This is a genomic window from Mycobacterium bourgelatii, from assembly GCF_010723575.1.
Lineage (GTDB): Bacteria > Actinomycetota > Actinomycetes > Mycobacteriales > Mycobacteriaceae > Mycobacterium > Mycobacterium bourgelatii.
Genome location: NZ_BLKZ01000001.1, coordinates 2329154 through 2353022, shown reverse-complemented (window position 1 = coordinate 2353022; position 23869 = coordinate 2329154). Strand labels below are relative to the sequence as shown.

Here is a 23869-nt window from a genome sequence, read left to right as displayed (position 1 = left end):
AGGACTCTCAATGAAGATGTCAAGCCGCCGACTGTGTGATTGGGGGTGAGTCGGGTTGCCAGGTGCGGTTGTCACGGATGAGCGCGTAGAGGACGTTGGTGCGGCGTCGCGCCAGGCAGATGGTGGCCGCGATCGGTCGTTTTCCTTCGTTCCGTTTGCGCTGGTAATAGGCCTTGGAAAGCGGGTCGCAGCGGATGGCGGTGAGCGCGGACATGTACATGACCCGGCGCAGTCGTCGGCTGTAGCGCTTCGGAGTGTGCAGGCGTCCAGTGCGTTTCCCCGAGTCGCGAGACCGGGGCCAGCCCGGCCCACGCCGCGAGTTGGTCAGCCGACTCGATCAGGGCGGGTCACCAACAGCGGCCAGGAATTCGGCGCCGAGCCGAAATCCCATGCCGGGCATGCTGGTGATTACTTCAGCAAGTGGATGGCGGCGAAATCGGCCCTCGATGTCGGCGTCGGTGGTCTTGATGCGTTCATCGAGGGAGATCACCTCCTGGGCCAGTTGTGCGACCAGCCCAGCGGCGACTTCTTCGCCCGGCAGGCGCACCGTCTGGGTCTTCGCCGCAGCCACGGCCGCCGCTGCGATTGCAGCGGCGTTACGCACCGGCATCGGCCAGCACCCGCGTCAGCCGCGAAAGGCCGCTCTGCCGAATGGCTTTCGGACGCTGGTAGCGCGCCAGCAGCACCACCCAACCACGATCCTGGGTCAGCTGAGCTGCTCGCTCCAGGGCCGGGCAGACCGCTACCAGCTGTTGACGCAGCCGGTTGATGGTGCGGGTGCGATCAGCCACCAGATCAGTCCGATGGGCGGTCAGCATCCGCAGTTCGGTGATCACGTCATCGCCGGGGTGCAGCACCGGCAGATCGGCACCGCGCATCCGGGATTGATCGGCGATCACCCGCGCGTCCTTGGCGTCGGTCTTGGCCTCCCCGCCGCGGTAGGTCGCCGAGGCCTGCCACACCTGGCGGCCCGCCAGATAGCGCACCGACTTGCCGGCATCGGCGAGCACCGTCAACAACAGGGTGGCGTAGACGGTGGTCAGATCCACTGTCCAAGACACCTGCCCACCGAGCTTGTCCACATCGGAAACAAGTCCACGGATCTGTTGCTCGTCGTTGACGAACTTTCGGGAAAGCACCACCGCACCGTGGTCATCGACCACGCACACCCAGTGATGCTCCTTGCCGACGTCCACACCAGCCCACAACTGGACCGCAGTCATCTCGCCTCTATTCGCTTGTCTGCCAACATGTTCCCCACGGACCACCCCGCCAGCATTTCCTTAAACAAGCGATCACATCGCAGATCTCAATCAGCGGCCAGAGAAGTCCAAGCGGGTCGGGCGGCCAGTCCTCTCAAGCCGCACCATCAAGCCGGCAACACACCAACAACCTCACCCGACCCGCCCGGGTCACAGCACAACGTAACAACACGAAGTAACTGCACCTACGAACTTAAGGACACCACCATCGTGACATCTGACCGCCGCATCGTCATCGGCGCCGACACTCATCTCGACACCATCCACCTGGCCGCGATCACCGATACCGGTCAACTGCTCAGCGATGCCGAGTTCCGCACCAACCCAACGGGCTACTGGGCGGCGATCTGCTGGGCCCGTAGCTTGGGCGAGGTCGTCAGTGCCGGCGTGGAAGGCACCAGCAGCTACGGCGCAGGGTTCACACAAGCATTGCAGGCCAACAATATCCACGTCGTCGAAGTCAACCGCCCCGATCGGTCTGCGCGGAGGCGACAGGGTAAATCCGACCCCCTAGACGCCCACAGCGCCGCCCGGGCGGTGCTGGCCGGCCATGGACTGGCTGTGCCAAAAGACCCCCACACCGGGGCACTCAAAGCACTGCTGGTTGCCCGCCGCGGCGCGATCAAAGCCCGCACCGCGGCCATTCAGCAGATCAAAGACCTCCTCGTCACCGCTCCTGCCGAGTTGCGCGAGCGCTACCGCCGCTACCGGACCACCCTGCGACTGGTCGAAGCGTTGGCACGCTGCCACCCCACCGCGCACGAGGATCCGACCACGGTGTCGGTACTGACCGCCTGCAAAACGCTGGCCCAGCGCATTGAGTTCCTCGAACGCCAAGACCGCGACCTGACCGCCGAACTCGATTCCCTGACCTCGAAACTCAATCCGGCCCTGAGGGCGGCCTACGGAGTCGGACCTGACACCGCCGCCCAGCTGCTCATTACCGCCGGCACCAACGCTCATCGACTCCGGTCTGAAGCCGCGTTCGCGATGCTCGCCGGCGCCGCGCCGATTCCGGCATCCTCAGGAAAGACCACCCGCCACCGGCTTTCCCGCGGCGGAGACCGCGCCGCCAACAACGCACTGCACCGCATCGCCCTGCTCCGCTGGTCCCACGACCCCCGCACCCGCGACTACACCGCCTGCCAACTCGCCGCTGGCCGCTCCAAAAAAGACATCCTGCGCTTGCTCAAACGCGCCATCGCGCGTGAGATGTTTCGACACCTCACCGCGCCTTGCCCGATCGATGACTACAGCGACCTACGTCCCGCCCGGCAAGCCAAAAACATCACCCTCAGCGCCGTCGCCAACCACTTCGGCGTCTGGCCCAACGACATCTCCCGACTCGAACGCGGACTCAAACGCGACGACACCCTCGCCGCCGACTACCGCCGCTGGCTAAAGATCCAGCTCATTGACGCCGCTTGACCCGTAACACAGATAGGAGCATCAAGATGATGGGCGCCAGCTGAGCTCAGGCCGTCCGGCCCTCCAACTGCGCCTTCCTCTTGGCAGCCCATTCGTCCATCGGAAATCCGGCGCTGCTGTCGCAGACCGCGATCAGCAGCACAATCTGCGGTACCGCAGCCAGTCCGTAGCTGCACGTCCAATCGGGCCGCGTCATCGTCCACGTCAGAATTTCGTTCTCCGGTATGCCGAAGCTGCCGAGCCGCATCGGTTTGAAAAGGCCGCTTGGGCTTAAGCCGATGGCGTCGTCGTGGCAGTCGGAGACTTTGGTGAATCCGCTCCGCACCACTTCGTGGGTGTTCAACTCGCGGTCGTAGACGTCGATTGACTCGGCGTACAGCGCAGAGGAGTCGCCGAAGCGGTAAGCGGATTCGGCGAAATCCGATGCGCCAGCTGGTCGCAGCGGCGAACCTTTAAAAAGCAGCGCCGCCGAACATGCCGGCGGCTGAACGCTGGTGAAGTAGTTGTCGCCGACCGGCTCCGAGCTCGCCCGCCCCAGCGGAGTGTCGTCGCCGTCTTGCAGCAGCAGGGCCTGCGCGGAAATCGGTCCGGATGGCCGGCCGCCCGCAGCACGAACCGCGTGACCGGCCACCGAGGTGGTGCAACCACTCGACACCACCGCGGCGAGAAGCAGCGCTATCGCGACCCGGTTACCCGGGACCATGGGGGGATCGCAGGACGTCCGGACGATATCGGGCCACCAGCGAGCGCACCGTGTCCATCGCCGCCACGGCGCGATCCTTGTCAACCGCCTGGATCGCCAACACCGGAATGTACTCGTCGTCAGGCAGGTCGATCCGCGCCCAACGGCCGCCCCGTGGAAACGAGATACCGACCACGTCGGACCACGGCACCGGCTTGTCCCCCAACAAGTTACGTACCGACAGGCCCGCTGCGCCTACCCGTAGCCGTGGGCGCGTGAAGAGCAACACCAAGCTGGCAAGAACCAGACCGAGCACGATCATCGCCACTTGATCAGCGGTCTGGAAAACCACTCCGCTGGAACTGGCTTTGAGCAGCAGGCCAATGGCAACATGCACGACCACAATCAGAAGTGCAGCGGCATAGGCGAAGAGCGGTGTGCGGTGCGGACGCGCGACATAGTCCCAGTCGTCCCCGGCTGAGGGATTCGATTTCGCAGTCACGATTGAGCGCGGAGGTCGCGCAAGGTCAGCGCCGTGCTGAGCGCCGCGGCCGTGGCCTGACCACCCTTGTCCTCGGCTGACGACGGCAGCCCGGCCCGATCCAGCGCTTGTTCTTCGGTATTCGTGGTCAGCACACCATTGCCGACAGGCGTCGAAGTGTCCAGCGCCACCCGAGTCAGGCCCTGGGTCACCGCATCGCAGACATAGTCAAAATGCGGTGTCTGGCCGCGAATTACGACGCCCAACGCGACGACGGCGTCATGATTCCGGGCCAATTCCTGCGCCACCACCGGGATCTCGATCGCACCGAGTACGCGAACCACGGTCGGATCCTCGATGCCAGATTCCTTCGCCACCTTGCGGGCACCATCCAGCAGCGCGTCGCAGATCTTGGTGTGCCAGGTGCTGGCAACGATGGCCAAGCGCATACCGGAAGCATCCAGGGCCGGCATGTCCGGGACGCCAGCGCCTCCGCTCATCTGCGCCGCTCCTCAGCATCGCTACGCTCTGCATCGTCGCGCCGCGCGCTCATTTGCGCCGCTCGCTCACAGTGCCCCGCCGAATTCACCCGGAAGATGGACGGATTCGTGGAAATCGTCCAGGCCCGCCAGGTCATGTCCCATCTTGTCGCGCTTGGTCATCAGATAACGAATGTTCTCCGCGTTGGCCCGCACCGGCAGTGGCACCCGCTCAATGATGTGCAGTCCATACCCGTCCAGCCCCACTCGCTTGGCCGGGTTATTGGTCAGCAGTCGCATCGAGCGGACCCCGAGATCAACGAGAATCTGTGCACCTATTCCGTAATCCCTTGCATCGGCCGGTAATCCGAGCTTCAGGTTGGCGTCCACCGTGTCGGCTCCGGCGTCCTGCAGTTGATAGGCCTGCAATTTGTGCATCAGGCCGATACCGCGACCCTCGTGGCCGCGCATGTACAGCACAACGCCACGACCCTCCCGCGCGACCATCGCCATCGCGGCATCCAATTGTGGTCCGCAGTCGCAACGGCGCGAGCCGAAGACGTCGCCCGTCAGGCACTCGGAGTGCACGCGCACCAACACGTCGTCACCGTCACCGGTAGGCCCGGCGATGTCGCCGCGCACCAACGCGACGTGTTCGACCTCTTCGTAGATGCTGGCGTAACCAATGGCCCGGAACTGCCCATGCCGGGTGGGGATCCGCGCCTCGGCTATCCGCGCGATGTGCTTCTCATGCTTGCGCCGCCACTCGATCAGATCGGCGATGGTGATCATCGCCAGGCCGTGCTCGTCGGCGAAAACGCGCAGCTCATCGGTCTGAGCCATCGCGCCCTCGTCCTTTTGGCTGACGATCTCGCAGATAGCCCCCGCGGGCTGCAACCCCGCCATCCGGGCCAGGTCGACCGCGGCCTCGGTGTGGCCGGGGCGCCGCAACACTCCCCCGTCCTTGGCGCGCAGCGGAACGACATGGCCGGGGCGGGTGAAATCGTTGGCAATGCTGGTCGGGTCTGCCAGCAACCGCATGGTGGTCGCCCGGTCTGACGCCGAAATACCGGTACCCACACCGTTTTTCGCATCGACGGTAACGGTGTAGGCGGTGCCGTGCTTGTCCTGGTTCACCGCGTACATCGGCAACAGGCCCAACCGGTCGCAGATGGCACCGTCCAGCGGCACACACAGGTAACCCGACGTGTACCGAACCATGAAGGCAACCAACTCCGGCGTGGCCTTCTCGGCGGCGAAGATCAGGTCACCCTCGTTTTCCCGGTCCTCGTCGTCGATGACAACGACAGCCTTACCCGCCGCAATGTCGGCAACCGCCCGCTCGACGGAGTCCAACCTCGTCATCGCTCACCTTGCTGTCGGACCGGCTTACACCATTGGCCGGTTGCTTTCAGTATGAACCACCGTTCCGCCGCGGTTATTGCCCCTGCTTGATGACCGACGTCACACCCCCGGCGGCTTTGCAACAGTGACCGGTTCGTTCCAGTTCGAAAACGTCATCACCAGGCTCTTGCCGGCACCGGGTTCCAGCTGGAACTGGACAATCTGGTGTTCACCGTCCTTGCGGACCCATGCGGTGGCCGGCACAAGACCAGTGGCGGCGAACTGCGGGACGAGCTTGTTGACGGCATCAGCCCTGACCTGACCGCCGATGCGCACCGTTTCCACGCCGTTGAGGGTCTCAATCTCGGCGGCTTTGGCACCGGTGAAGTTCGCCAGTAGGTGCGCGATACCGATGCCGGGGTTCAGCATTGCCGTCGGGTCGTAGATGTCGGAGGCGACGCCCAGATTCGTCCACTCACCTGGCTGAAGAGCTGCATAGAAGGTGCCGTCGAGAACTACGAAGTCGACTTCCATGTCGGCCCCGGCGAGTCGAAGATTCTCTTTCCCCGCTGCGCCTGCGCTGGGAATTGTCGTGATATCGCCGTCCACCGTCCGGACCGGCAATCCGGGGATGTCGCCGGTGGCGGTCTGACGGAGGTGTGCGCTGGTCAGCGCCGTCGCGTTGCGATGGGACTGGGTCAGCAACTCGGCGGCATTCGGCAGACCGGTCTGGGTGCTCTGCCCAGTTTGGTCGCCCGGGCGGGCCGTTTGGCCGCTTCCGCTGGCCGGCCGATCTCCAATGCCGGCCAGCACGACGACCAGCACGATCGCCGCCACCGCGACGATTACAGCGGCGGTAATCAACGCGGCGCTGCGCCGCCACCACGGACGGGACGGCTGCGGGCCAGGCTGCTGGGGGCTGACGGCCGGTTGGAACCCGACAGGGGCGCTGATCGCATCCCGGGCGGCTTGGGCGAGGTGCACGGCGGTCGGATATCGCAGCTCTGGCCGTTTGGCCATGCCGATGGCGATCACCTGATCGAGTTGTGGCGGCAACCCCGGTCGCACCACCGATGGTCGGGGCGGCGGGGCGGTGAGGTGGGCTGCGACCTGTTGCGCCATCGTCTCGCCGGCATACGGCGGTTGGCCGGTGAGGCATTCGTAAAGCACGCAAGCCAACGAGTAGACGTCGGTGCGGGCGTCCTCCTCTATCTCGTTTCCCAGCCGCTCGGGCGCAATGTATTGAAAGGTGCCGATCGTGTGACCGGCCTTGGTCATGCGCGTGTCGTCGAGGGCGCGTGCGATGCCGAAGTCGATCAGGTACGCGAAGTCGTCGCGATCGAGCAGCACGTTGGACGGCTTGACGTCGCGGTGCAGCAGACCGACCTCGTGCGCGGCCTGCAGCGCCTTGGCGACTCCGTCAATGATGTGTACCGCCCGCGCCGGCTCTAAAGGCCCGTCGGCGAGCACGGTTTGCAGGTCGCAGCCCTCGATCAGCCGCATGTCGACGTACAGGTGGCCGTCGATCTCGCCGTAGTCGTGAATGGGCACCACGTGTGGGGTGCTCAGCCGTGCGGCGGCGTGCGCTTCTCTGCGAAAACGTCGCTGAAAGTCCTGGTTCTCGGACAGCTGCGTGGTTAGCAGCTTGATGGCGACGACGCGGTCGGTGGCCGTGTCATGTGCGCGCCACACCTCCCCCATGCCGCCCCTGCCCAGCAGTTCGACGAGGTGGTAGCGCCCGAAGTCCTTCCCCTCCACAGGCCTCCTTGGCGCCGCTAACGACTATTTGTGGGTCAGCAGCCGTTCAACATACTTCGCGATCACGTCGACCTCGAGATTCACCTGCGTTCCCACCGGCGCGCTGCCCAGCGTGGTGAGCTCGCGAGTCGTCGGGATCAGCGAAACCTCAAACCAATCGCGGGGCTCGGCACCGAGACCGGACACGGTGAGCGAAATCCCGTCGACGGTGATCGACCCTTTTTCCACGATGTACCGCGCGACCGTCGACGGTACCTCGATGCGCACCACTTCCCAGTGTTCAGACGGCGTGCGGGCCACGATTTGGCCGGTCCCGTCCACATGCCCCTGCACGATGTGCCCACCGAGGCGGCTGTTGACCGCGGCCGCGCGCTCTAGGTTGACCCGGCTGCCGAGTTGCAGCTCGCCCAGGTTGGACCGGTTCAGCGTCTCGGCCATCACGTCTGCGCTGAACTGGCCGTCGGCGAGGACGTCGACGACCGTGAGGCACACACCGTTGACGGCAATCGAGTCGCCGTGCCTGGCGTCGGCGGTGACAACGGGCCCCTTGATAAGCAGCCGCGCGGCGTCGGCGAGCGCTTCCCGGCCCGTCACCTCTCCGAGTTCCTCGACAATTCCGGTGAACATCGTCCCAGGCTAATGACTGATACATAGCCGCTGCACATGAGTGGCTGACCGGCCACGACGGGGCGACCCTCTACGATGCTGGGTATGCCAAAACCCCGCCGTCTTTTCGCTGTGCTCGCAGCCATGAGCGTCGCGACCCTATTGGTCGCTGGATGCTCTGGCGACAAGAAGGACAGCGGTGGACCGCTCCCCGAAGCGAAGCCACTGGTCGACCAGTCGACCGCCGTGACCAAGACCGTCAAGAGCGCCCACTTGGTCATGACGGTGACCGGCAAGATCCCGCAGCTGCCGCTGAAGACACTGACCGGAGACCTGACCACCACGCCGCAGACCGCCGGAAAGGGCAACGCCAGGATCATCGCCTTCGGCAGTGAAATCGACGCTGACTTCGTGATTTTGGACGGCGAGCTCTACACCACCGCACTCACCCCGGGTAAGTGGGACGACGTCGGCAAGATCAAAGACCTGCTGCACTACGACCCTTCGACGATCCTGGACCCGCAGAGCGGCGTCGCCAACCTGCTGGCAAACCTCGACGACCCCAAAGCCGAGGGCCGCGACACCATCAACGGGCAGAGCACGATCCGCATCAGTGGCAACGTCAACCCCGACGCCGCCAACAAGCTCGCGCCGTTCGACGCGACGGCTCCCACGCCGACCACCGTCTGGATTCAAGAAAACGGCGATCACCAATTGGCGCAGGTCAAGCTCGACAAAGGTTCCGGCAACGCGTTCACGATGACCTTGTCGGCCTGGAATGAGCCGGTGCAGGTCGAGAAGCCCGCGGGGGCCTGAGCAGATGCGGGCCGGACGCCGAGTCGCCATCAGCGCGGGAAGCCTCGCGGTACTACTGGGTGCCCTCGACACCTATGTCGTGATCACCATCATGCGCGACATCATGACCGATGTCGGCATCCCGATTAACAAGCTGCAGCAGATCACCCCGATCATCACGTGGTACCTGCTCGGCTACATCGCCGCCATGCCGCTGCTCGGCCGGGCTTCGGACCGGTTCGGCCGCAAGTTGATGTTGCAGGTCAGCTTGGCGATGTTCCTGATCGGTTCGGTGGTGACCGCGCTGGCCGGGCACTTTGGCGATTTCGACATGTTGGTGATCGGCCGCGGGGTGCAAGGCGTGGCCAGCGGCGCATTGCTGCCCATCACGCTGGCGCTGGGGGCGGACCTGTGGGCGCAGCGCAACCGAGCCGGCGTCCTCGGCGGTATCGGAGCCGCGCAGGAGCTGGGCAGCGTACTCGGTCCACTGTACGGCATCTTCATCGTGTGGTTGTTCCACGACTGGCGTTTCGTGTTCTGGATCAACGTCCCGCTGACCCTGATCGCCATGGTCCTGATCCAGTTCAGCCTGCCCTCGCACGACCGCAGCGCCGACCCGGAAAAGGTCGACATCGTCGGCGGTCTGTTGCTGGCCCTGGCGCTAGGCCTCGCCGTCTTCGGCCTGTACAACCCCAACCCGGACGGCCAGCACATTTTGCCGCCCAACGGAGTGTGGCTGGTGCTCGGGGCGATCGTGGTCACCGTGGCGTTCTTCGTCTGGGAGGTCATTGCCCGGACCCGGCTGATCAATCCGACCGGGGTGCAGTTCCGGCCGTTCCTGTCCGCGCTGGGCGCATCGTTGTGCGCGGGCGCGGCGCTGATGGTCACGCTGGTCAACGTCGAGCTGTTCGGCCAGGGCGTGCTGTTGAAGAGCCAGAACGAAGCCGCAGCCATGCTGCTTTGGTTCCTGATCGGACTGCCGGTCGGTGCGCTCATCGGCGGCTGGATCGCCACCCGGGTGGGCGACCGCGCGATGACGGTCGTCGGCTTGCTCATCGCAGGCGGCGGCTATCTGCTGATTTCACACTGGCCGAGGGACCTGCCGAACTACCGGCACGACATCTTCGGGTTGGTGCAACTCCCCGCGATGGAGACCGACCTGATGCTCGTCGGCATCGGATTGGGCCTGGTCATCGGGCCGCTGTCGTCGGCCACGCTGCGGGTCGTCCCGGCAGCCCAGCACGGCATCGCCTCCGCTTTGGTGGTGGTGGCCCGGATGACCGGCATGTTGATCGGTGTGGCGGCGCTGAGCGCGTGGGGGTTCTACCGGGTCGAGAAGATCTTCGAAGCGAAGTTGGCCCAGTTGCCACCGCCCGGCCCGAACGACCGCGGATTCGCACGACTGGCCATGCAGGGGCAGTTGAAGCTGGACTCGTATGTCGAGATGTATGGCGGCATATTTACCATCACCGCCATCGTCTGCGTCGTCGGTGCGGTGCTCGGACTACTTATCGCCGGCCGCAAGGGCCACCCCGAGGAGCCGGAAGACCAGGACCGGACTCCGGCCACTGCGTCCGCGACGACCGCCGCTACCGAGCCACCAAACTGAGCAACAGGTCTGTCCCAACCTGCTCGACGCTGTCGAACTGCCAGCGCAACGCTTGGGCAATGCTGGACACGCCGATGTCATTGACCGCGGTGACGGGACCACCCAGCAAGATGGGCGCCACGTAGGCCAAGATCCGGTTGATCGCCCCGGCCCGCAAGAAGGCGCCCGCCAGGGTGGGGCCACCCTCCAACAGGACATCGGTGCGGTCCGCCAGGGATCGGAGCACCTCTACCGGGTCGCGGGTGCGGATCAGCATGGTGCGGGCATCGTCGTTCAGGACCTTGGCTTCCGGCGGGATCTCCCGAGTGCCCACCACCACGCGCAACGGCTGCTGCGGCGCCAGAGACCCGTCGGGTAGCCGGGCGGTCAGCGCCGGGTTGTCGGCGAAGACGGTGCCGGTGCCGACCACGATCGCGTCGGCGATGGCGCGCCGGCGATGCAAGTCCGCGCGCGCGGCTTCGCTAGAGATCCACTGGCTGGAACCGTCGGCCGCAGCGCTGCGACCGTCGATGCTGGTGGCGTACTTCCAGGTCACGTGCGGCAGGCCGGTGCGCTGCTTGTGTAGCCACTCGCGCAGCGGCCCCGCCGCCACCTGATCGGCCAATATCCCCGACCGCACTTGCACGCCGGCCCCGGACAACCGACCGGCACCGCCGCCGGCGATCCCGTTCGGGTCGTTGACGCCGTATATCACCGTCCCGACCCTGGCCTCGATCAGCGCGTTCACGCACGGCGGAGTCTTGCCGTAGTGATTGCACGGCTCCATGGTGACTATCGCGATGGCACCGGCGGCCAGCCGACCCGCCCGGCGCAGCGCAACGACCTCGGCGTGATCGCCTCCGGCCGGCTCGGTTGCGCCGACGCCGACGACCTTGCCTTCTTGGTCGACGATGACCGCCCCGACGGGTGGGTTCGGATAGGTGGTCCCTTTGACTTGGTAAGACTGCGCGATGGCGATTTGCATCGCCTCTTCGATGCTCTTGACCTGTTCGACGCTGGTCATCGGCGGCTCATCGGCCCAGGTGGGGCGACGCGGCACTGGCTTGTCTGCGCAATGCCTCGATGGCGCGCTCGGGGTCCTCCGCGCCGTAAACCGCCGATCCGGCGACAAAGCAGTCAACGCCGGCTTCCGCGGCCTGCTCGATCGTTTCCTCGTTGATACCGCCGTCGATTTCCACCAAAATTGTCAGCTCCCCCCCATCGACCAACTTGCGCACGGTGCGCACTTTTGAAAGCACTTCGGGAATGAAGCTCTGCCCCCCGAAACCAGGTTCTACAGACATGATGAGCAAGGTGTCGAAGTGCCGCAAGATCTCAAGGTATGGCTCGAGCGGGGTCTTCGGTTTGACGCTGATTCCCGCTTTTGCCCCCGCGGCGCGGATGTCGCGGGCCACCGCGATCGGGTTGTCCGTGGCCTCGGCGTGGAAGGTGACGTTGTAGGCACCCGCTTCGGCGTAGGGCGGCGCCCACCGATCCGGGTTTTCGATCATCAGATGGCAGTCCATCGGGATGTCGGTGGACGCCAACAGGTCCTCCACCACCGGCAGGCCGATGGTCAGGTTCGGCACGAAGTGGCCGTCCATCACGTCGACATGTAACCAATCGGCGCTGGGCACGGCGGCCGCTTCGTCGGCAAGCCGAGCGAAGTTCGCGGCCAACAGTGAGGGTGCGATCAGCGGTCCCTCCGGTCGAGAAGGCATGTGCGACAGATTACTAAGCGTCCGGCAGGCGCTGCAGCGCGGCTGCGAACATGGCGTCGGTGCCGTGACGGTGCGGCCAAAGCTGCACGTAGGGGCCGTTTCCCAACCCCTCGGTGACCGGCACGAACAACTCACGGGTATCCAACGCCTGCACCGGGTGGCGCCGCAGCGCGTCGGCGACCACCCCCACGGTTTCGGCGAGATGCGGTGAGCAGGTCGCGTAGAGCACGACGCCGCCCGGCCGGGTCAGGGCGATCGCGGCCGCCAGCAGTTCGCGCTGCAACTTGGCCAGCGCGGGCACGTCGGCGGGTTGGCGGCGCCAGCGCGCCTCCGGGCGCCGACGCAACGCGCCCAGGCCGGTACAAGGCACGTCGACCAGCACCCGGTCGAATCCCGGTTCCAGGTCCAGGTGTCGCCCGTCGGCCCGGACTACCTCGACGGGCAACCCACGGGTGTTCTCGGCTACCAGCTCGGCCCGATGCGGCGACGGCTCCACCGCGGTCACTCGCGCCCCCACGTCGGTACCGATCGCGGCCAGCAGCGCGGTCTTTCCGCCGGGCCCGGCGCACATGTCCAGCCAGCGGCCGGCGTCGTCGTCGACCGGTGCCAGCGTCAGCGCTCGCGCCACCAGTTGACTGCCCTCGTCCTGGACCAGGGCCTGACCCTCACGCACCGGAGCGAGTTGTCCCGGGTCGCCGCCTGGCAGATACACCGCATACGGCGAATACCGTCCGACGCTGCCGTGCACCATGTCGGCCAACTCGGCGGCGCTCAGCACACCGGGCCGCGCCGCCAGGTGCACCTGCGGTCGTTCGTCGTCGCTGGCCAAGACGGCATCGAGTTCGGCGGCCGATGCGCCCAGCGCGTCGGCGAACGCCTGGGCGATCCAGCGGGGATGCGCGTGCCGGAACGCGGCATGGCCGATCGGATCGCGGCCGGCGTCGGGCGCCAGCTCTTCCACCCAGGACGACTCGTCTCGCCCGGCGATCTTGCGCAGCACGCCGTTGACGAAACCCGCTCGGGCGGAGTCGAATTCGATGCCCGCCTGGTCGACCGTGGTGGAGACGGCGGCATGTGCGTCGACCCGAGTGCGCAAGAGCTGGTACGCGCCGAGCCGAAGCAGCTCGAGCAGGATCGGATCGATCGCCTCGGCGGGACGTCCGGCGGCCGCGCCGATGATCGCGTCCAGCAGACCCCGGGTCCGGCAGGCACCGTAGGCCAGTTCGGTGGCGAACGCGGCGTCGCGGCCGGTGATGCCTCGTTCCCGCAACAACGCGGGCAACACCAGGTTGGCGTAGGCGTTGCGCTCGGTGACCGCCCGCAAGGTGTCGAAGGCCGCGCGGCGTGCCGGATCCAGCCGCTTACGTTGCGGCCGGGTCGATTTGGACTTCATGAGGCACGCGCGTCAGGATCGAGCCGGGCACCGCGCGCCCAGTCGGCGGCATTCATGAGTTTTTTCCCGGGTGGTTGAATTTGGCCTAGCCGCACCGGATCCGAGCCGGTACCGATCCACACAGTCTTGCGATCTGCCAGAATTCCGCCGGGCGGCAGGTTCTTTGGAGCGTCAGCACTGGTATCGACCTGGACCGGACCGAGTTTGACGCGCAAGTCACCGATCACCGTCCATGCGCCGGGGTTCGGGGTGACCGAGCGGATCCGCCGTTCGATGACCTGAGCCGGCAGATCCCAGCGCACCCGAGCCTGCTCCACCGTGACTTTCGGCGCCAGGCTGATGCCCTCGGTCGGCTGCGGGCGCGGCGTCAGCGTCTGGTCGGCGATGCCGTCCATGGTGTGCGACAGCAGTTCGGCTCCCGAAACAGCAAGCCGCTCAAGGAGATCGCCGGCGGTATCGGTGGGCCGGATGGTCTCGGTGACCACACCGTAGACGGGCCCGGAGTCCAGACTCGGCTCGATAAGGAAGGTCGTCGCTCCGGTGATCGTGTCCCCTGCCGCGATCGCCGCCTGCACCGGTGCCGCTCCACGCCAGGCGGGCAGCAGCGAAAAGTGGAGGTTGACCCAGCCGCGCGGAGGGACGGCCAGCAAAGAGTCGCCGAGCAGTGCACCATAGGCCACCACCGCGCAACACTCTGGCGCCAACTCCGTTAGTTCGGCGACGAACTCCGGGGAGTTAGGTCGGGACGGCCGCAACACCGGTATGCCGCGGTCGAGCGCCTCCCGCGCGACGGGTGATGGCTCCGGTTTCCCGCGTCGCCCGGATGCGGCATCGGGCCGGGTCAGCACCGCGATGACGTCGTGATTCGGGGAGTCGATGAGTCGGCGCAATGACGGGAGCGCGGGTTCGGGGGTACCGGCGAAGACAATGCGCACCGCCTAAGTCTAGGAAGGCCGCCCGCGGCCGCATCACACGCCGTAGCCGGAACACCACGGCAAACTCTCAGCCGACTTTAATGTTGCTCACGCATATTGTGTCCTACCACTATTTTTGCTTAGGGCAATCTTTGACCGAGGAGGACGGATGACTGTCGACACGTTGGCCGAAACACACCGAGCCATGTGGGCGCTGGGCGACTACGCGCTGATGGCCGAGGAGGTGATGGCCCCACTGGGCCCAATCCTGGTGTCAGCAACGGGAATTGGGCCAGGCACTCGTGTCCTCGACGTCGCGGCCGGGTCTGGGAACATCTCGCTGCCCGCCGCCCGGACGGGGGCGACCGTCGTGTCCACCGACCTCACCCCCGAGCTGCTGCGGCGGTCGCAGGCACGAGCCGCGGAGCAAGGACTGACGCTGGATTGCCGGGAAGCCAATGCGCAGGCACTGCCGTTCGCCGACAACGAGTTCGACACAGTGATCTCGGCCATCGGCGTGATGTTCGCGCCGGATCATCAGCGCGCGGCTCATGAGCTGGTGCGGGTCTGCCGGCCTGGCGGCACCATCGGCGTGATCAGCTGGACCCAAGAGGGATTCTTCGGCCGGATGCTAGCCGCGATCAGGCCATACCGGCCGACCCTGTCGGCGTCGCTCCCCCCGTCGGCGCTGTGGGGACGCGAGGCCTACATCCGCGGGTTGTGGGGTGACCGCGTCACCCATGTCACGACCCGACGCGGGGCGTTGAAGGTCGAGCGATTCGACAACCCGTGGGGAGTGCACGACTACTTCAAGACCCATTACGGCCCGACGATCGAGGCGTATGCCAACGTCTGCGACAACCAAGTGCTCGCGGCGGAGCTCGACGCGCAACTCGTCGAGCTCGCCGCCGAGTACCTGGCCGACGGCGTGATGGAGTGGGAGTACCTACTGGCTACAGCGGAAAAGCGTTGAGCCGCTTAGATTTCCTCGATGTTGACATGAGCGTCTGGCTCGCCGCCGGCCGCGGTGAACGCCGTCAGGGCGCGCACCAGGCCGCGGCGTTCCGCCAGCGGCATTTGCTCCACGATGCGCGCGATTTCGCCACGCCGGTTCGCGGTGACCTTTGCGACGACGTCGCGTCCACGCTGGGTGAGGGCGGCCAGCAACTCGCGTCGGGACGTCGGATGCGGCAGTCGGTCGATCAGGCCGGCGCTGACCAGCCGGTCAACCATCCGCCCGGTCGCCGACGGCTGAACGCCGAGCAGTGTGGCCAGCGTTGCGAGGTTGATCGGGCCGCGATTGGACAAGATCACCAGGGTTCGAAACTGCGAGATGGTGATGGTCTCATCGACCATCGCGATGGATCGCGCTGAGATCGCTACCAACAAGCGGGATGCGGTGAGCAAAGAATCGGTGATCGCATCCGCCGACTCCTCGGCTACGGCTACGGTCGCGTTGTCCGTCGACATATTGGCCCTTTCCCCGGGTCTTCCGGCGGTCAACCTGTAGATACAACAGGGAAAGTGTAACAGTCTTCTACTGTCGTTCTTAGCGATAGTTTCTCAGGGATACAGTCGCTATCCGATATGTAACGGGTCGATCTGCACGCGCACCGGCTCGTTGTGCTGACGAGCACTGAGCACCCCAACCGCCCGCCGCAGGCTCGCTGCGAGCTGCAAACCGAGTTGGCGGTCGACGCGCACCAGCATCCTGGTCACAGGTGTGTCAGCGGGGGTGCCCGGCGGGCGGCGGGCCCCCGGCGGTAGCTCGACCGGACCCAAAAGTTCGGCTCCCTCGGGTAATTCGGCCTGATCCAGCAGCGCCCGTACACCCGCGGCGGTGCCGTCCAGGGCAGCGATATGAACGCTTGGCGGCAAACCCACTTCGGATCGGGCATCAAGTTCGGCGTCGGCGTGACCGACCGGATCCCAACGGATCAGCGACTGGACGGTCGGGATGGAGGCTTCCGCGACCACCGTCACCACGCCGCCGTCACGTCGCGGTCGCACCAACGCGGCCGCGGCCATCCAACGCCACAGTGCCTCCTCGGCGGCGCGCAGATCTTGCCGACCCAGCAAAGCCCAGGTGTCCAGCAGCAACGCCGCGCCGTACCCGTCCTCGGCAGGCGGCTCGGCTCCGGGCGTAGCAACCACCAGGGCCGGCTTCGCGACGGCATCGGTGATGATGTGGTCCCCCGCCGACGTCATCACCGCGGTTCCCGGGAAGGCTCGGCCGAGCTCCTCGGCGGTGCGTCGGGCCCCGACGACCACGGCGCGCACCGCTTCGGAGCCACAACGCACGCAACGAACCGTCGGGTCGATGCGTCCGCACCAACCGCAGACCGTGCCTTGCGCCGCCCGGTCCTGCAACTGCAGCGGACCGGTGCAGTGCCGGCAGCGGGCAATCGTGCGGCAGCGCCCGCAGGCCAACGCCGGCACATACCCGCGACGCGGAACCTGCACCAGGACCGGCGCTCCGGCCTCTAACGCCGAACGGGCCGCGCGCAACGCGATGGACGGCAACCGTGCCGTGCGGGCTGCCGGGTCGCGTTCCTCGGCGTAGCCGCCGTCGTCGAGAGCAACGACGCGCGGACTGGCCGCGCGCACGACGGGCCGTGGGGCCACGATGTCGTGAGCCCAGCCGCTGCGGACCAACGCGTGTGCCTCAGCGGTCCGGGCGTAGCCACCGATCAGCGCCGCGCACCGGGCCTGATGCGCCCGCAGCATCGCCACCTCTCGCGCGTGTGGATACGGCGCCCGCGGCTCGGCCAGGCTGTCGTCCCCGTCGGCCCAGACCATGACCAACCCCAGGTCGCTGAGCGGCGCGAACACCGCACTGCGGGTACCAATTACCAATCGGGCGCTGCCGCGCAGCGCGGCTAACCAGCGCCGATAGCGCGCCGCCGGGCCCAAGCCGGCAGCCAGGGCTACGACATGGCGTTCGTCGACCAGGGCGGTCGTGGCCTGCCACAGTATGTCCAGATCCCGCTGGTCGGGCACGATCGCCAGCACCGTGCGGCCCGCTCGAACGGTCTGCGCTGCGGCCTCGGCGAAGCGGTCCGCCCACTGCTCGCCCGGAAGTGCTTGCCAGACGGCCCGGGCGGCACGCGCCTCGGCCAACGCGGTCAGGAAAGCTCCGCCGCGCCCATAGACCTCCCAGCCCGCCGGGTCGACCGGGGCGACGTCGGGTGCGCCCAGGGAGGCCACGGCCTCTCGTTCCACTCGGGCGTGCCGGGGCGGTACTGCCAGGCGCAATACGTCGGGGCGGGTTCCCGCATATCGCGCGGCCACCGCGTCGACCAGGCGGCGGATTTCCGTGGTCAGGACGGGTTCAGGGGAAACGACCCGATCGAGCCAGCCCAGCTTGCCGTGATGATCGGTGTCGTTGCGCCGTTCCAAGATGAAGCCGTCGACCAGGCGACCGTGGAATCGCACGCGTACCCGCACCCCCGGCTGGGCGTCATCGGACTGCTCGGCGGAAACCAGGTAGTCGAACTCGCGGTCGAGGTGCGGCACCGACAACATCGGCAGTACCCGCGCGATCGGCTCTACTTCGATGGACGCGCGGTCAGACCCCCGGGACACCTTGCTGGACGACATTTTTCTCGGTAGTCACCGTAGCGATGGCCACCGACACCCAGGTCTAAGTCGCTTCCGCCGGTTCCGGAACCTCGGTTTGGACGCTGTCCTCGCGGCCGAAGAAGAAACCGGCGGTGATCAGGATGAGCGCCCCCGCGTACGTCCACCAGATGGGCACTGCCAATGCCTCGTTGCCGAGAATGAACCGGCTGATGGCGATCATCGAGTCGGACACGGCAAAACACACCGCCCCCACCGCGGTCCAGATCGTCGGCAACTTCGCCAACAGTGCTGCCGACACCATGGCGGTCAGCACGATGATGTAGACGGACACCGGGACGGTCAACTTTTCCTTGCCGAGGTGCGGCCAAAACCAGGTCAACAACGACGCGGACGACAGGCACATCAAGACCACGGCACCGATGCGCACGGGAGAACGCGGCGACTTCACCACCAGAGGAGCCAGCGCCGCCAGAAAACACAGATGCGCCAACAGGAATGAACCCAGACCGAGCACAAATGACATGGGCCACCAAGGAATGGCCAACAGCCAGTCGCCACCCGCCGAGAACAGCAGGGCCGGCAGCAGCCACCGACGCTCACGGGCGATCGGGTGGGCGACGGCCGCGGCGGCCAGCAACAGCGCCATCGAGGCTTTGAACGGGGGTTGCAGAACCCATTGCCCGGTGAGTTCGAACCCCGGCGGCAGGCGCAGCGCAAGAAAGGTTAGGTAGACGCCGTAGGCCAGGGCGGCCCAGCCGGCCAGCACCCAGCCGCCGAGCACGAAGCGCTTTGCGTACGGTACTTCCATGCCGAATCTGGACACCGCCGACGAGAAACCCGAGATCGACCCCATCCTGCTGAAGGTACTGGATGCGGTTCCGTTTCGGCTATCAACCGAGGACGGTATCGACGCGGTGCGCCAGCGATTGCGCGACTTGCCGCGCCGCCCGGTGCACCCCGAACTTCGGGTGGAGGACCGCACCATCGCCGGGCCGGCAGGATCGATCGGGATCCGGATCTATTGGCCGTCAACCGATTCCGGCCACGCGAGCCAACCGGTGGTGGTGTTCTTCCACGGTGGCGGCTTCGTCATGGGTGATCTCGACACGCACGACGGCACGTGCCGCCTGCACGCCGTCGGCGCCGACGCGATAGTGGTATCAGTCGACTACCGACTGGCACCCGAGCACCCCTACCCCGCCGCGATCGAAGATGCTTGGGCCGCAACGCTATGGGTGGCCGAGCATGCTGCCGAGATCGGCGCCGTCCCCGCGCGGATTGCCGTGGCAGGGGACTCGGCGGGTGGCACCATCGCGGCGGTCATCGCCCAACGCGCTCGCGATAGCGGCGGGCCACCGATCGCCTTCCAACTGCTGTGGTATCCCTCCACCTTGTGGGACCAATCGTTGCCGTCGTTCAGCGAGAATGCGAATGCCCTGATCCTGGACCGAAAGGCCGTTGCTGACTTCTCCCGTTGGTACGCAGGCGAAGTCGACTTGTCCAGCCCTCCGCCGGGCATGGCTCCCGGTCGTGCCGACAACCTGGCCGATCTGCCGCCCGCCTACATCGCCGTCGCCGGTCACGACCCGCTGCGCGACGACGGCCTCCGCTATGCGGAGTTGCTGGCTGACGCCGGCGTCGCGGTCGAGGCGCACAACGCCGAGACGCTGGTCCACGGCTACGTCGGCTACGCGGGGGTGGTTCCTGCCGCAACCGCGGCGACGAACCGGGCGCTGGCGGCGTTGCGTGTTGCGCTCCACGGATAGGCCGGTGCTGCTTACCGTGGGTAGATGACCGACTCGAGCGTTGGCCGACCCGGCATCGACCCGTTCTTGAAGATGCTGCTCGATGCGATACCGCTGGCGTTCAGCGCGGCCGACGGAGTCGAAGTCGCCCGGGCCCGGCTGGCCGCGCTCAAGGCGCCCCCAGAGCTGCTGCCGGACTTACGGATTGAAGACCGGACCATCGGATACGGCGACCTGACCGACATCCCGATCCGGGTGTACTGGCCACCCGTCGAAAAGGACAACCTGCCGGTGGTCGTGTACTACCACGGCGGCGGCTGGGCCCTGGGCAGCGTGGACACCCACGACCATGTGACACGTGCGCATGCCGTCGGTGCGGACGCGATCGTGGTGTCCGTCGACTACCGGCTGGCACCCGAGTATCCGTTCCCGGCCGGAGTCAATGACAGTTGGGCTGCGCTGCAGTGGGTCGGCGAGCATGCCGCCGAACTGGGCGGCGACCCGGACCGGATCGCCGTCGCCGGTGACTCGGCGGGCGGCAATATCGCTGCAGTCATGGCGCAACTGGCCCGCGACAACGCCGGGCAGAGCGGACCGCCGCTGGTCTTCCAGCTGCTGTGGTACCCGTCGTGCATCGGCGACCTGTCGCTGCCGTCGTTCAAAGAGCACGCCACCGCGTACATCCTGGATCTCGAGGTCATCGACGCGTTCCTGGGTTGGTACGTGCCGGGCATCGACATCAGCGACTTCGAGACGTTGCCGACGATCTTGGCGCCGGGCAATGGCGATCTGTCCGGGCTGCCGCCGGCGTACATCGGCACCGCAGAACACGACCCACTGCGCGACGACGGCGCCCGCTACGCCGAACTGCTGCGCGCCGCCCGAGTTCCCGTGGAGTTGCGCAATGAGTCGAATATGGTGCACGGCTACGCCAACTTCGCGCTGGTGGTGCCCGCCGCCGCCGAGGCGCTAAATCGCGGATTGGCGGCATTGAAAAAGGCGTTGCACGCCTAAAGTCTTTTTCACTGTCATTTCAGTGAATTTGTCCAACTGGGCGACATGCGAGCGCCGGTGTCAACTGCACCGACAGATTGCTTAAAGTTGTTGTGCCACATAATTTTTCGTTGCTGTAAATCCGCTGAAAATGATTGCGGAAACGCAAATCCGACGATACCGTCCGGCAATACGGTGTTGTGTTGTCTTTAGGGCAGAGGTACCCCAACAACACGACCTGTCGGGAGGTTGAGAAATGTCGTATGTGATTGCGGTGCCGGAATTCGTCACGGCGGCAGCGTCGGATCTGGCGAACATCGGATCAACACTCGACTCGGCCGGCGCCGCCGCGGCCCTACCCACGACACAGTTGCTGGCTGCCGGCGCCGATGAAGTCTCCGCGGCGGTGGCGGCGCTGTTTGCGGGTCACGCGGAGAGCTATCAACTCGTCAGCGCGCAGGCGGCGGCATTTCACGCCCAGTTCGTGCAGGCGCTGCAGGCTGGAGCGGGCGCGTATGCCGCCGCCGAAGCAGCCAACGCCTCTCCCCTGCAACAGCTGCTCAACCTGATCAACGCGCCCACCCAGACCTTGCTGGGTCGACCGCTAATCGGCGACGGCGCTAATGGAGCCGACGGGACCGGCGCAGCGGGAGGTGCCGGCGGCATCCTGTACGGCAACGGCGGCCGGGGCGGATCGGGCGCGGAAGGCCAGGCCGGCGGTGCGGGCGGTGCGGCCGGACTGATCGGGCATGGCGGTGCCGGCGGGCTCGGCGGAGCAGGCGCGGCCGGCGGAGCGGGCGGCACGGGCGGGTGGCTCTACGGCAACGGTGGGGCCGGCGGGTCTGGAGGTGCCGCGACGATCGAAGGCGGTGCAGGCGGCAACGGCGGCGTCGGCGGCCGCGCGGTGGGGCTGTGGGGTAATGGCGGTGCGGGCGGTGCAGGAGGCGCAGGTGGAGAGGACCCCGCCGTCGGTGGCGTGGGGGGTACCGGCGGCGCCGGCGGGGGTGGTGGCGCCGGCGGCCTGTTCGGCGATGGTGGAGCCGGCGGACATGGCGGAAAGGGCGGGCAGGCTACCAACCTGGGGACGGGCGGCACCGGCGGTCGTGGTGGTGCGGGCGGTACCTCTTTCGTCGGCGACGGCGGGACGGGCGGGAACGGCGGGGGTGCCGGAAAAGGCTTTAGCTTCGGCAGCCACGGTGGTGACGGCGGCACCGGCGGAGCCGTGCAACTGATCGGACATGGCGGGGCCGGCGGCAACGGTGCGGCCAGCCAAGGCGGAGGGATTCCTGGTGGTAACGGTGGTGCCGGAGGTTCCGTCGGGTGGATCGGCCACGGTGGTGCTGGTGGAACCGGCGCGGTCGGCCCGTCCGCTGACGGCGGTGCCGGCGGTAACGGCGGCTTCGGCGGACTGCTGTACGGCAATGGCGGGGCAGGCGGGGCAGGCGGAGGCGACGTTCAAGCCGGCTTAGGCGGGAAGGGTGGCGCCGGTGGGGCAGCCAGACTGCTTGGCAATGGCGGGGCCGGCGGCGCCGGAGGTGACGGCAACCGAGGCGGTGGCAATGGTGGCATGGGAGGCGCCGGCGGGCAGTTCGGCGATGGTGGGGCCGGTGGAGCCGGCGGGAATGTCAACCCCGACGCCTTAGGGGCTGGCGGCGTCGGCGGAGCAGGCGGGTCTGCCAACCTCATCGGCAACGGTGGTGGCGGCGGCACGGGCGGTGACAGCGGACGTTCAGACGGCGGCTTTGGCGGCAAGGCCGCTGTTGGCGCGGCGGGCGGTGCCGGCGGTAACGGCGGGTGGATCGGGAACGGCGGCGCAGGCGGATTCGGCGGTGCGGGTGGACCCGGCGACGGCAACAACACACCCGGCGGTGCCGGGGGCGCCGGAGGTAACGGCGGGGCGGCCAAGTTCATCGGCAACGGCGGCAATGGCGGCGCGGGCGGACCCGGGGGCCCGGGCGGCAGTGCCAGCGCACCGCCTGGCGACCCAGGAGAAGGCGGCGATGGCGGACCCGGCGGCTCACTGTTCGGCGCACCGGGCGAGAACGGCTAGCCCACGCTCGAATTCAAATACACGCTGGGCGCAACGCCATACCAGCGTTTGAAGGCGTGCGAGAACGTCGAGACCTCGGTGTAGCCGAGCCGCTTGGCCACCTCGTCCACCGTCAGCCCGACATTGCGCAACAGGTCGACGGCCACGGTCGAGCGTGCCTCGTTCAGCAAGTCACGAAATGACGTGCCTTCCAGGGTAAGTCGGCGGCGCAGCGTTCGCGGGTGAAGGTCGAGTTCGGCGGCCACTTCGGGAAGCGTCGGGAACCGGCCCGAATCGCGAAACAGCTTGGTACGCACCAGCGCGGTAATGCCCCGGCGTTGTTCGTTGCGCTGCATCAACACATCGCACTGGGCGATGCACATCTCCAGCGTGTGCGGATCCGCCTGGGGCAACGGGTCATCGAACATCTCGCGTGGAAAGTGCAGCCTGTTGTGCGCACGGCCGAACGCGATGTCGTGGACCGGCACCAGTTCGAGCAACGGGCGCAGCAGGTCCTCGTCGATCGCCAACTCCACCGACACCTGATCGGCATACTTCTCCGCGACCGGAAAGGCGAAACTTGCTGTCGTCGCGATGATCCCAGCAATGTCACGCTCGACGAAAAAGCCCCGCACATCGGCCGGTAGGTGACTGGCATCGAGTTCGACGAGACAGTCATCGGCGGTTTCGAACAAGGTGATGGCGACCTGCATGGTGGTCAACGCGAAATACCGCATGGTGATCGTGAGCAGTTCCCGAAGGTTGGCACACGACATGGCGGCGAACCCAAACAGCCCGAAGTGCGTAAGGCTGAACCTACGACCGACATCGATACCGAGCCCCACGCCGTCGGGCAACCGCTCCAGCAACCGTCGTACGACCACGATCTCGTCGGCACCACTGACCGTGATGTCCGGCTCCTCCAGCTCAGCCGGGGCAATGCCGGCACCCGCCAGCAGTTCGCGAGTCGGCACCCCGCGCTCGTTGGCAACCTCGCACAACACCCGGGTCGGATACACCGGGTGCCGCAGGTCGGTCGTTGGCGTCAACCGTCGCATCGCTGTCCTAA

Annotated in this window: 21 protein-coding genes and 1 pseudogene; 7 read left to right on the top strand and 15 right to left on the bottom strand. The window is 66.7% G+C overall.

Annotated features, from left to right (window positions below):
* Positions 1 to 19: 19 nt before the first annotated feature.
* A pseudogene (locus G6N68_RS10575) lies at positions 20 to 1223 on the bottom strand (IS110 family RNA-guided transposase).
* 249 nt (positions 1224 to 1472) lie between these two features.
* On the opposite strand from G6N68_RS10575, the gene G6N68_RS10570 reads away from it, so the two are divergent.
* Complete coding sequence (locus tag G6N68_RS10570; protein WP_163711371.1) at positions 1473 to 2690, top strand: IS110 family RNA-guided transposase; 1218 nt, start codon at positions 1473 to 1475, stop codon at positions 2688 to 2690.
* 46 nt (positions 2691 to 2736) lie between these two features.
* Here the strand turns inward: G6N68_RS10570 and G6N68_RS10565 are convergent, their stop codons facing one another.
* The 6 genes from G6N68_RS10565 to G6N68_RS10540 form a co-directional block, all read right to left on the bottom strand.
* The gene (locus G6N68_RS10565) at positions 2737 to 3393 is read right to left on the bottom strand and encodes a hypothetical protein (protein WP_205351302.1); all 657 of its coding nucleotides are present in this window, start codon (positions 3391 to 3393) and stop codon (positions 2737 to 2739) included.
* A complete protein-coding gene (locus G6N68_RS10560) occupies positions 3380 to 3874 on the bottom strand; it encodes a PH domain-containing protein (protein ID WP_163711369.1) in 495 nt (164 codons plus the stop codon). Before G6N68_RS10560 ends, G6N68_RS10565 begins: the two co-directional genes overlap by 14 nt.
* Positions 3871 to 4353: a 6,7-dimethyl-8-ribityllumazine synthase gene (gene ribH, locus G6N68_RS10555; RefSeq protein ID WP_163711366.1), complete on the bottom strand. Its 483-nt coding sequence runs from the start codon at positions 4351 to 4353 to the stop codon at positions 3871 to 3873. Before ribH ends, G6N68_RS10560 begins: the two co-directional genes overlap by 4 nt.
* 66 nt (positions 4354 to 4419) lie before the next feature.
* Positions 4420 to 5697 (bottom strand): bifunctional 3,4-dihydroxy-2-butanone-4-phosphate synthase/GTP cyclohydrolase II, encoded by a 1278-nt coding sequence (locus G6N68_RS10550; RefSeq protein ID WP_163711363.1) that lies wholly within the window; start codon positions 5695 to 5697, stop codon positions 4420 to 4422.
* Positions 5698 to 5796: 99 nt separating this feature from the next.
* A complete protein-coding gene (locus G6N68_RS10545; RefSeq protein ID WP_163711361.1) occupies positions 5797 to 7434 on the bottom strand; it encodes an LppX_LprAFG lipoprotein in 1638 nt (545 codons plus the stop codon).
* 24 nt (positions 7435 to 7458) lie between these two features.
* Positions 7459 to 8061, bottom strand: coding sequence for a riboflavin synthase (locus G6N68_RS10540; RefSeq protein ID WP_163711359.1), 603 nt, complete (start codon positions 8059 to 8061; stop codon positions 7459 to 7461).
* Positions 8062 to 8145: 84 nt separating this feature from the next.
* Between G6N68_RS10540 and G6N68_RS10535 the strand changes: the two genes are divergently transcribed.
* Both G6N68_RS10535 and G6N68_RS10530 read left to right on the top strand, forming a co-directional pair.
* A complete protein-coding gene (locus tag G6N68_RS10535) occupies positions 8146 to 8856 on the top strand; it encodes an LppX_LprAFG lipoprotein (RefSeq protein ID WP_205351301.1) in 711 nt (236 codons plus the stop codon).
* Between the two features lie 4 nt (positions 8857 to 8860).
* Entirely contained in the window at positions 8861 to 10444 is a 1584-nt protein-coding gene (locus tag G6N68_RS10530; protein WP_163711355.1) for an MFS transporter, read from the top strand.
* Here G6N68_RS10530 and ribD read toward each other — a convergent pair.
* The 4 genes from ribD to fmt are packed head-to-tail and all read right to left on the bottom strand — an operon-like array spanning position 10425 to position 14472.
* Positions 10425 to 11447, bottom strand: a complete 1023-nt coding sequence (ribD, locus tag G6N68_RS10525) for a bifunctional diaminohydroxyphosphoribosylaminopyrimidine deaminase/5-amino-6-(5-phosphoribosylamino)uracil reductase RibD (RefSeq protein ID WP_163711353.1) — start codon at positions 11445 to 11447, stop codon at positions 10425 to 10427. The two genes, G6N68_RS10530 and ribD, sit on opposite strands and share 20 nt — an antisense overlap.
* 7 nt (positions 11448 to 11454) lie before the next feature.
* Complete coding sequence (rpe, locus tag G6N68_RS10520) at positions 11455 to 12144, bottom strand: ribulose-phosphate 3-epimerase (RefSeq protein ID WP_163711351.1); 690 nt, start codon at positions 12142 to 12144, stop codon at positions 11455 to 11457.
* Between the two features lie 13 nt (positions 12145 to 12157).
* Positions 12158 to 13537: an RsmB/NOP family class I SAM-dependent RNA methyltransferase gene (locus tag G6N68_RS10515; RefSeq protein WP_163711348.1), complete on the bottom strand. Its 1380-nt coding sequence runs from the start codon at positions 13535 to 13537 to the stop codon at positions 12158 to 12160.
* Positions 13534 to 14472, bottom strand: coding sequence for a methionyl-tRNA formyltransferase (gene fmt / locus G6N68_RS10510; protein WP_163711344.1), 939 nt, complete (start codon positions 14470 to 14472; stop codon positions 13534 to 13536). The genes G6N68_RS10515 and fmt overlap by 4 nt, the downstream gene beginning before the upstream one ends.
* Positions 14473 to 14620: 148 nt before the next feature.
* Between fmt and G6N68_RS10505 the strand changes: the two genes are divergently transcribed.
* On the top strand, positions 14621 to 15424 hold the full coding sequence (locus G6N68_RS10505; protein ID WP_163711342.1) for a class I SAM-dependent methyltransferase: 804 nt from the start codon (positions 14621 to 14623) through the stop codon (positions 15422 to 15424).
* 5 nt (positions 15425 to 15429) lie between these two features.
* Here G6N68_RS10505 and G6N68_RS10500 read toward each other — a convergent pair whose 3' ends face one another.
* From G6N68_RS10500 to G6N68_RS10490, 3 genes are all read right to left on the bottom strand, one after another.
* Positions 15430 to 15921 (bottom strand): MarR family transcriptional regulator, encoded by a 492-nt coding sequence (locus tag G6N68_RS10500; RefSeq protein ID WP_163711340.1) that lies wholly within the window; start codon positions 15919 to 15921, stop codon positions 15430 to 15432.
* Positions 15922 to 16029: 108 nt separating this feature from the next.
* Entirely contained in the window at positions 16030 to 18051 is a 2022-nt protein-coding gene (locus G6N68_RS10495) for a primosomal protein N' (RefSeq protein ID WP_205351300.1), read from the bottom strand.
* A gap of 43 nt (positions 18052 to 18094) precedes the next feature.
* Complete coding sequence (locus G6N68_RS10490; RefSeq protein WP_163711337.1) at positions 18095 to 18841, bottom strand: lysoplasmalogenase; 747 nt, start codon at positions 18839 to 18841, stop codon at positions 18095 to 18097.
* On the opposite strand from G6N68_RS10490, the gene lipI reads away from it, so the two are divergent.
* From lipI to G6N68_RS10475, 3 genes are all read left to right on the top strand, one after another.
* Positions 18840 to 19799 (top strand): esterase LipI, encoded by a 960-nt coding sequence (gene lipI, locus G6N68_RS10485; protein WP_163711334.1) that lies wholly within the window; start codon positions 18840 to 18842, stop codon positions 19797 to 19799. The genes G6N68_RS10490 and lipI overlap by 2 nt on opposite strands.
* Before the next feature lie 24 nt (positions 19800 to 19823).
* The gene (locus G6N68_RS10480; protein ID WP_163711333.1) at positions 19824 to 20792 is read left to right on the top strand and encodes an alpha/beta hydrolase; all 969 of its coding nucleotides are present in this window, start codon (positions 19824 to 19826) and stop codon (positions 20790 to 20792) included.
* Between the two features lie 235 nt (positions 20793 to 21027).
* Positions 21028 to 22821, top strand: a complete 1794-nt coding sequence (locus G6N68_RS10475; RefSeq protein WP_163711330.1) for a PE family protein — start codon at positions 21028 to 21030, stop codon at positions 22819 to 22821.
* On the opposite strand, the gene G6N68_RS10470 is transcribed toward G6N68_RS10475, so the two are convergent.
* On the bottom strand, positions 22818 to 23858 hold the full coding sequence (locus G6N68_RS10470; RefSeq protein ID WP_163711327.1) for an AraC family transcriptional regulator: 1041 nt from the start codon (positions 23856 to 23858) through the stop codon (positions 22818 to 22820). The two genes, G6N68_RS10475 and G6N68_RS10470, sit on opposite strands and share 4 nt — an antisense overlap.
* Positions 23859 to 23869 lie beyond the last annotated feature (11 nt).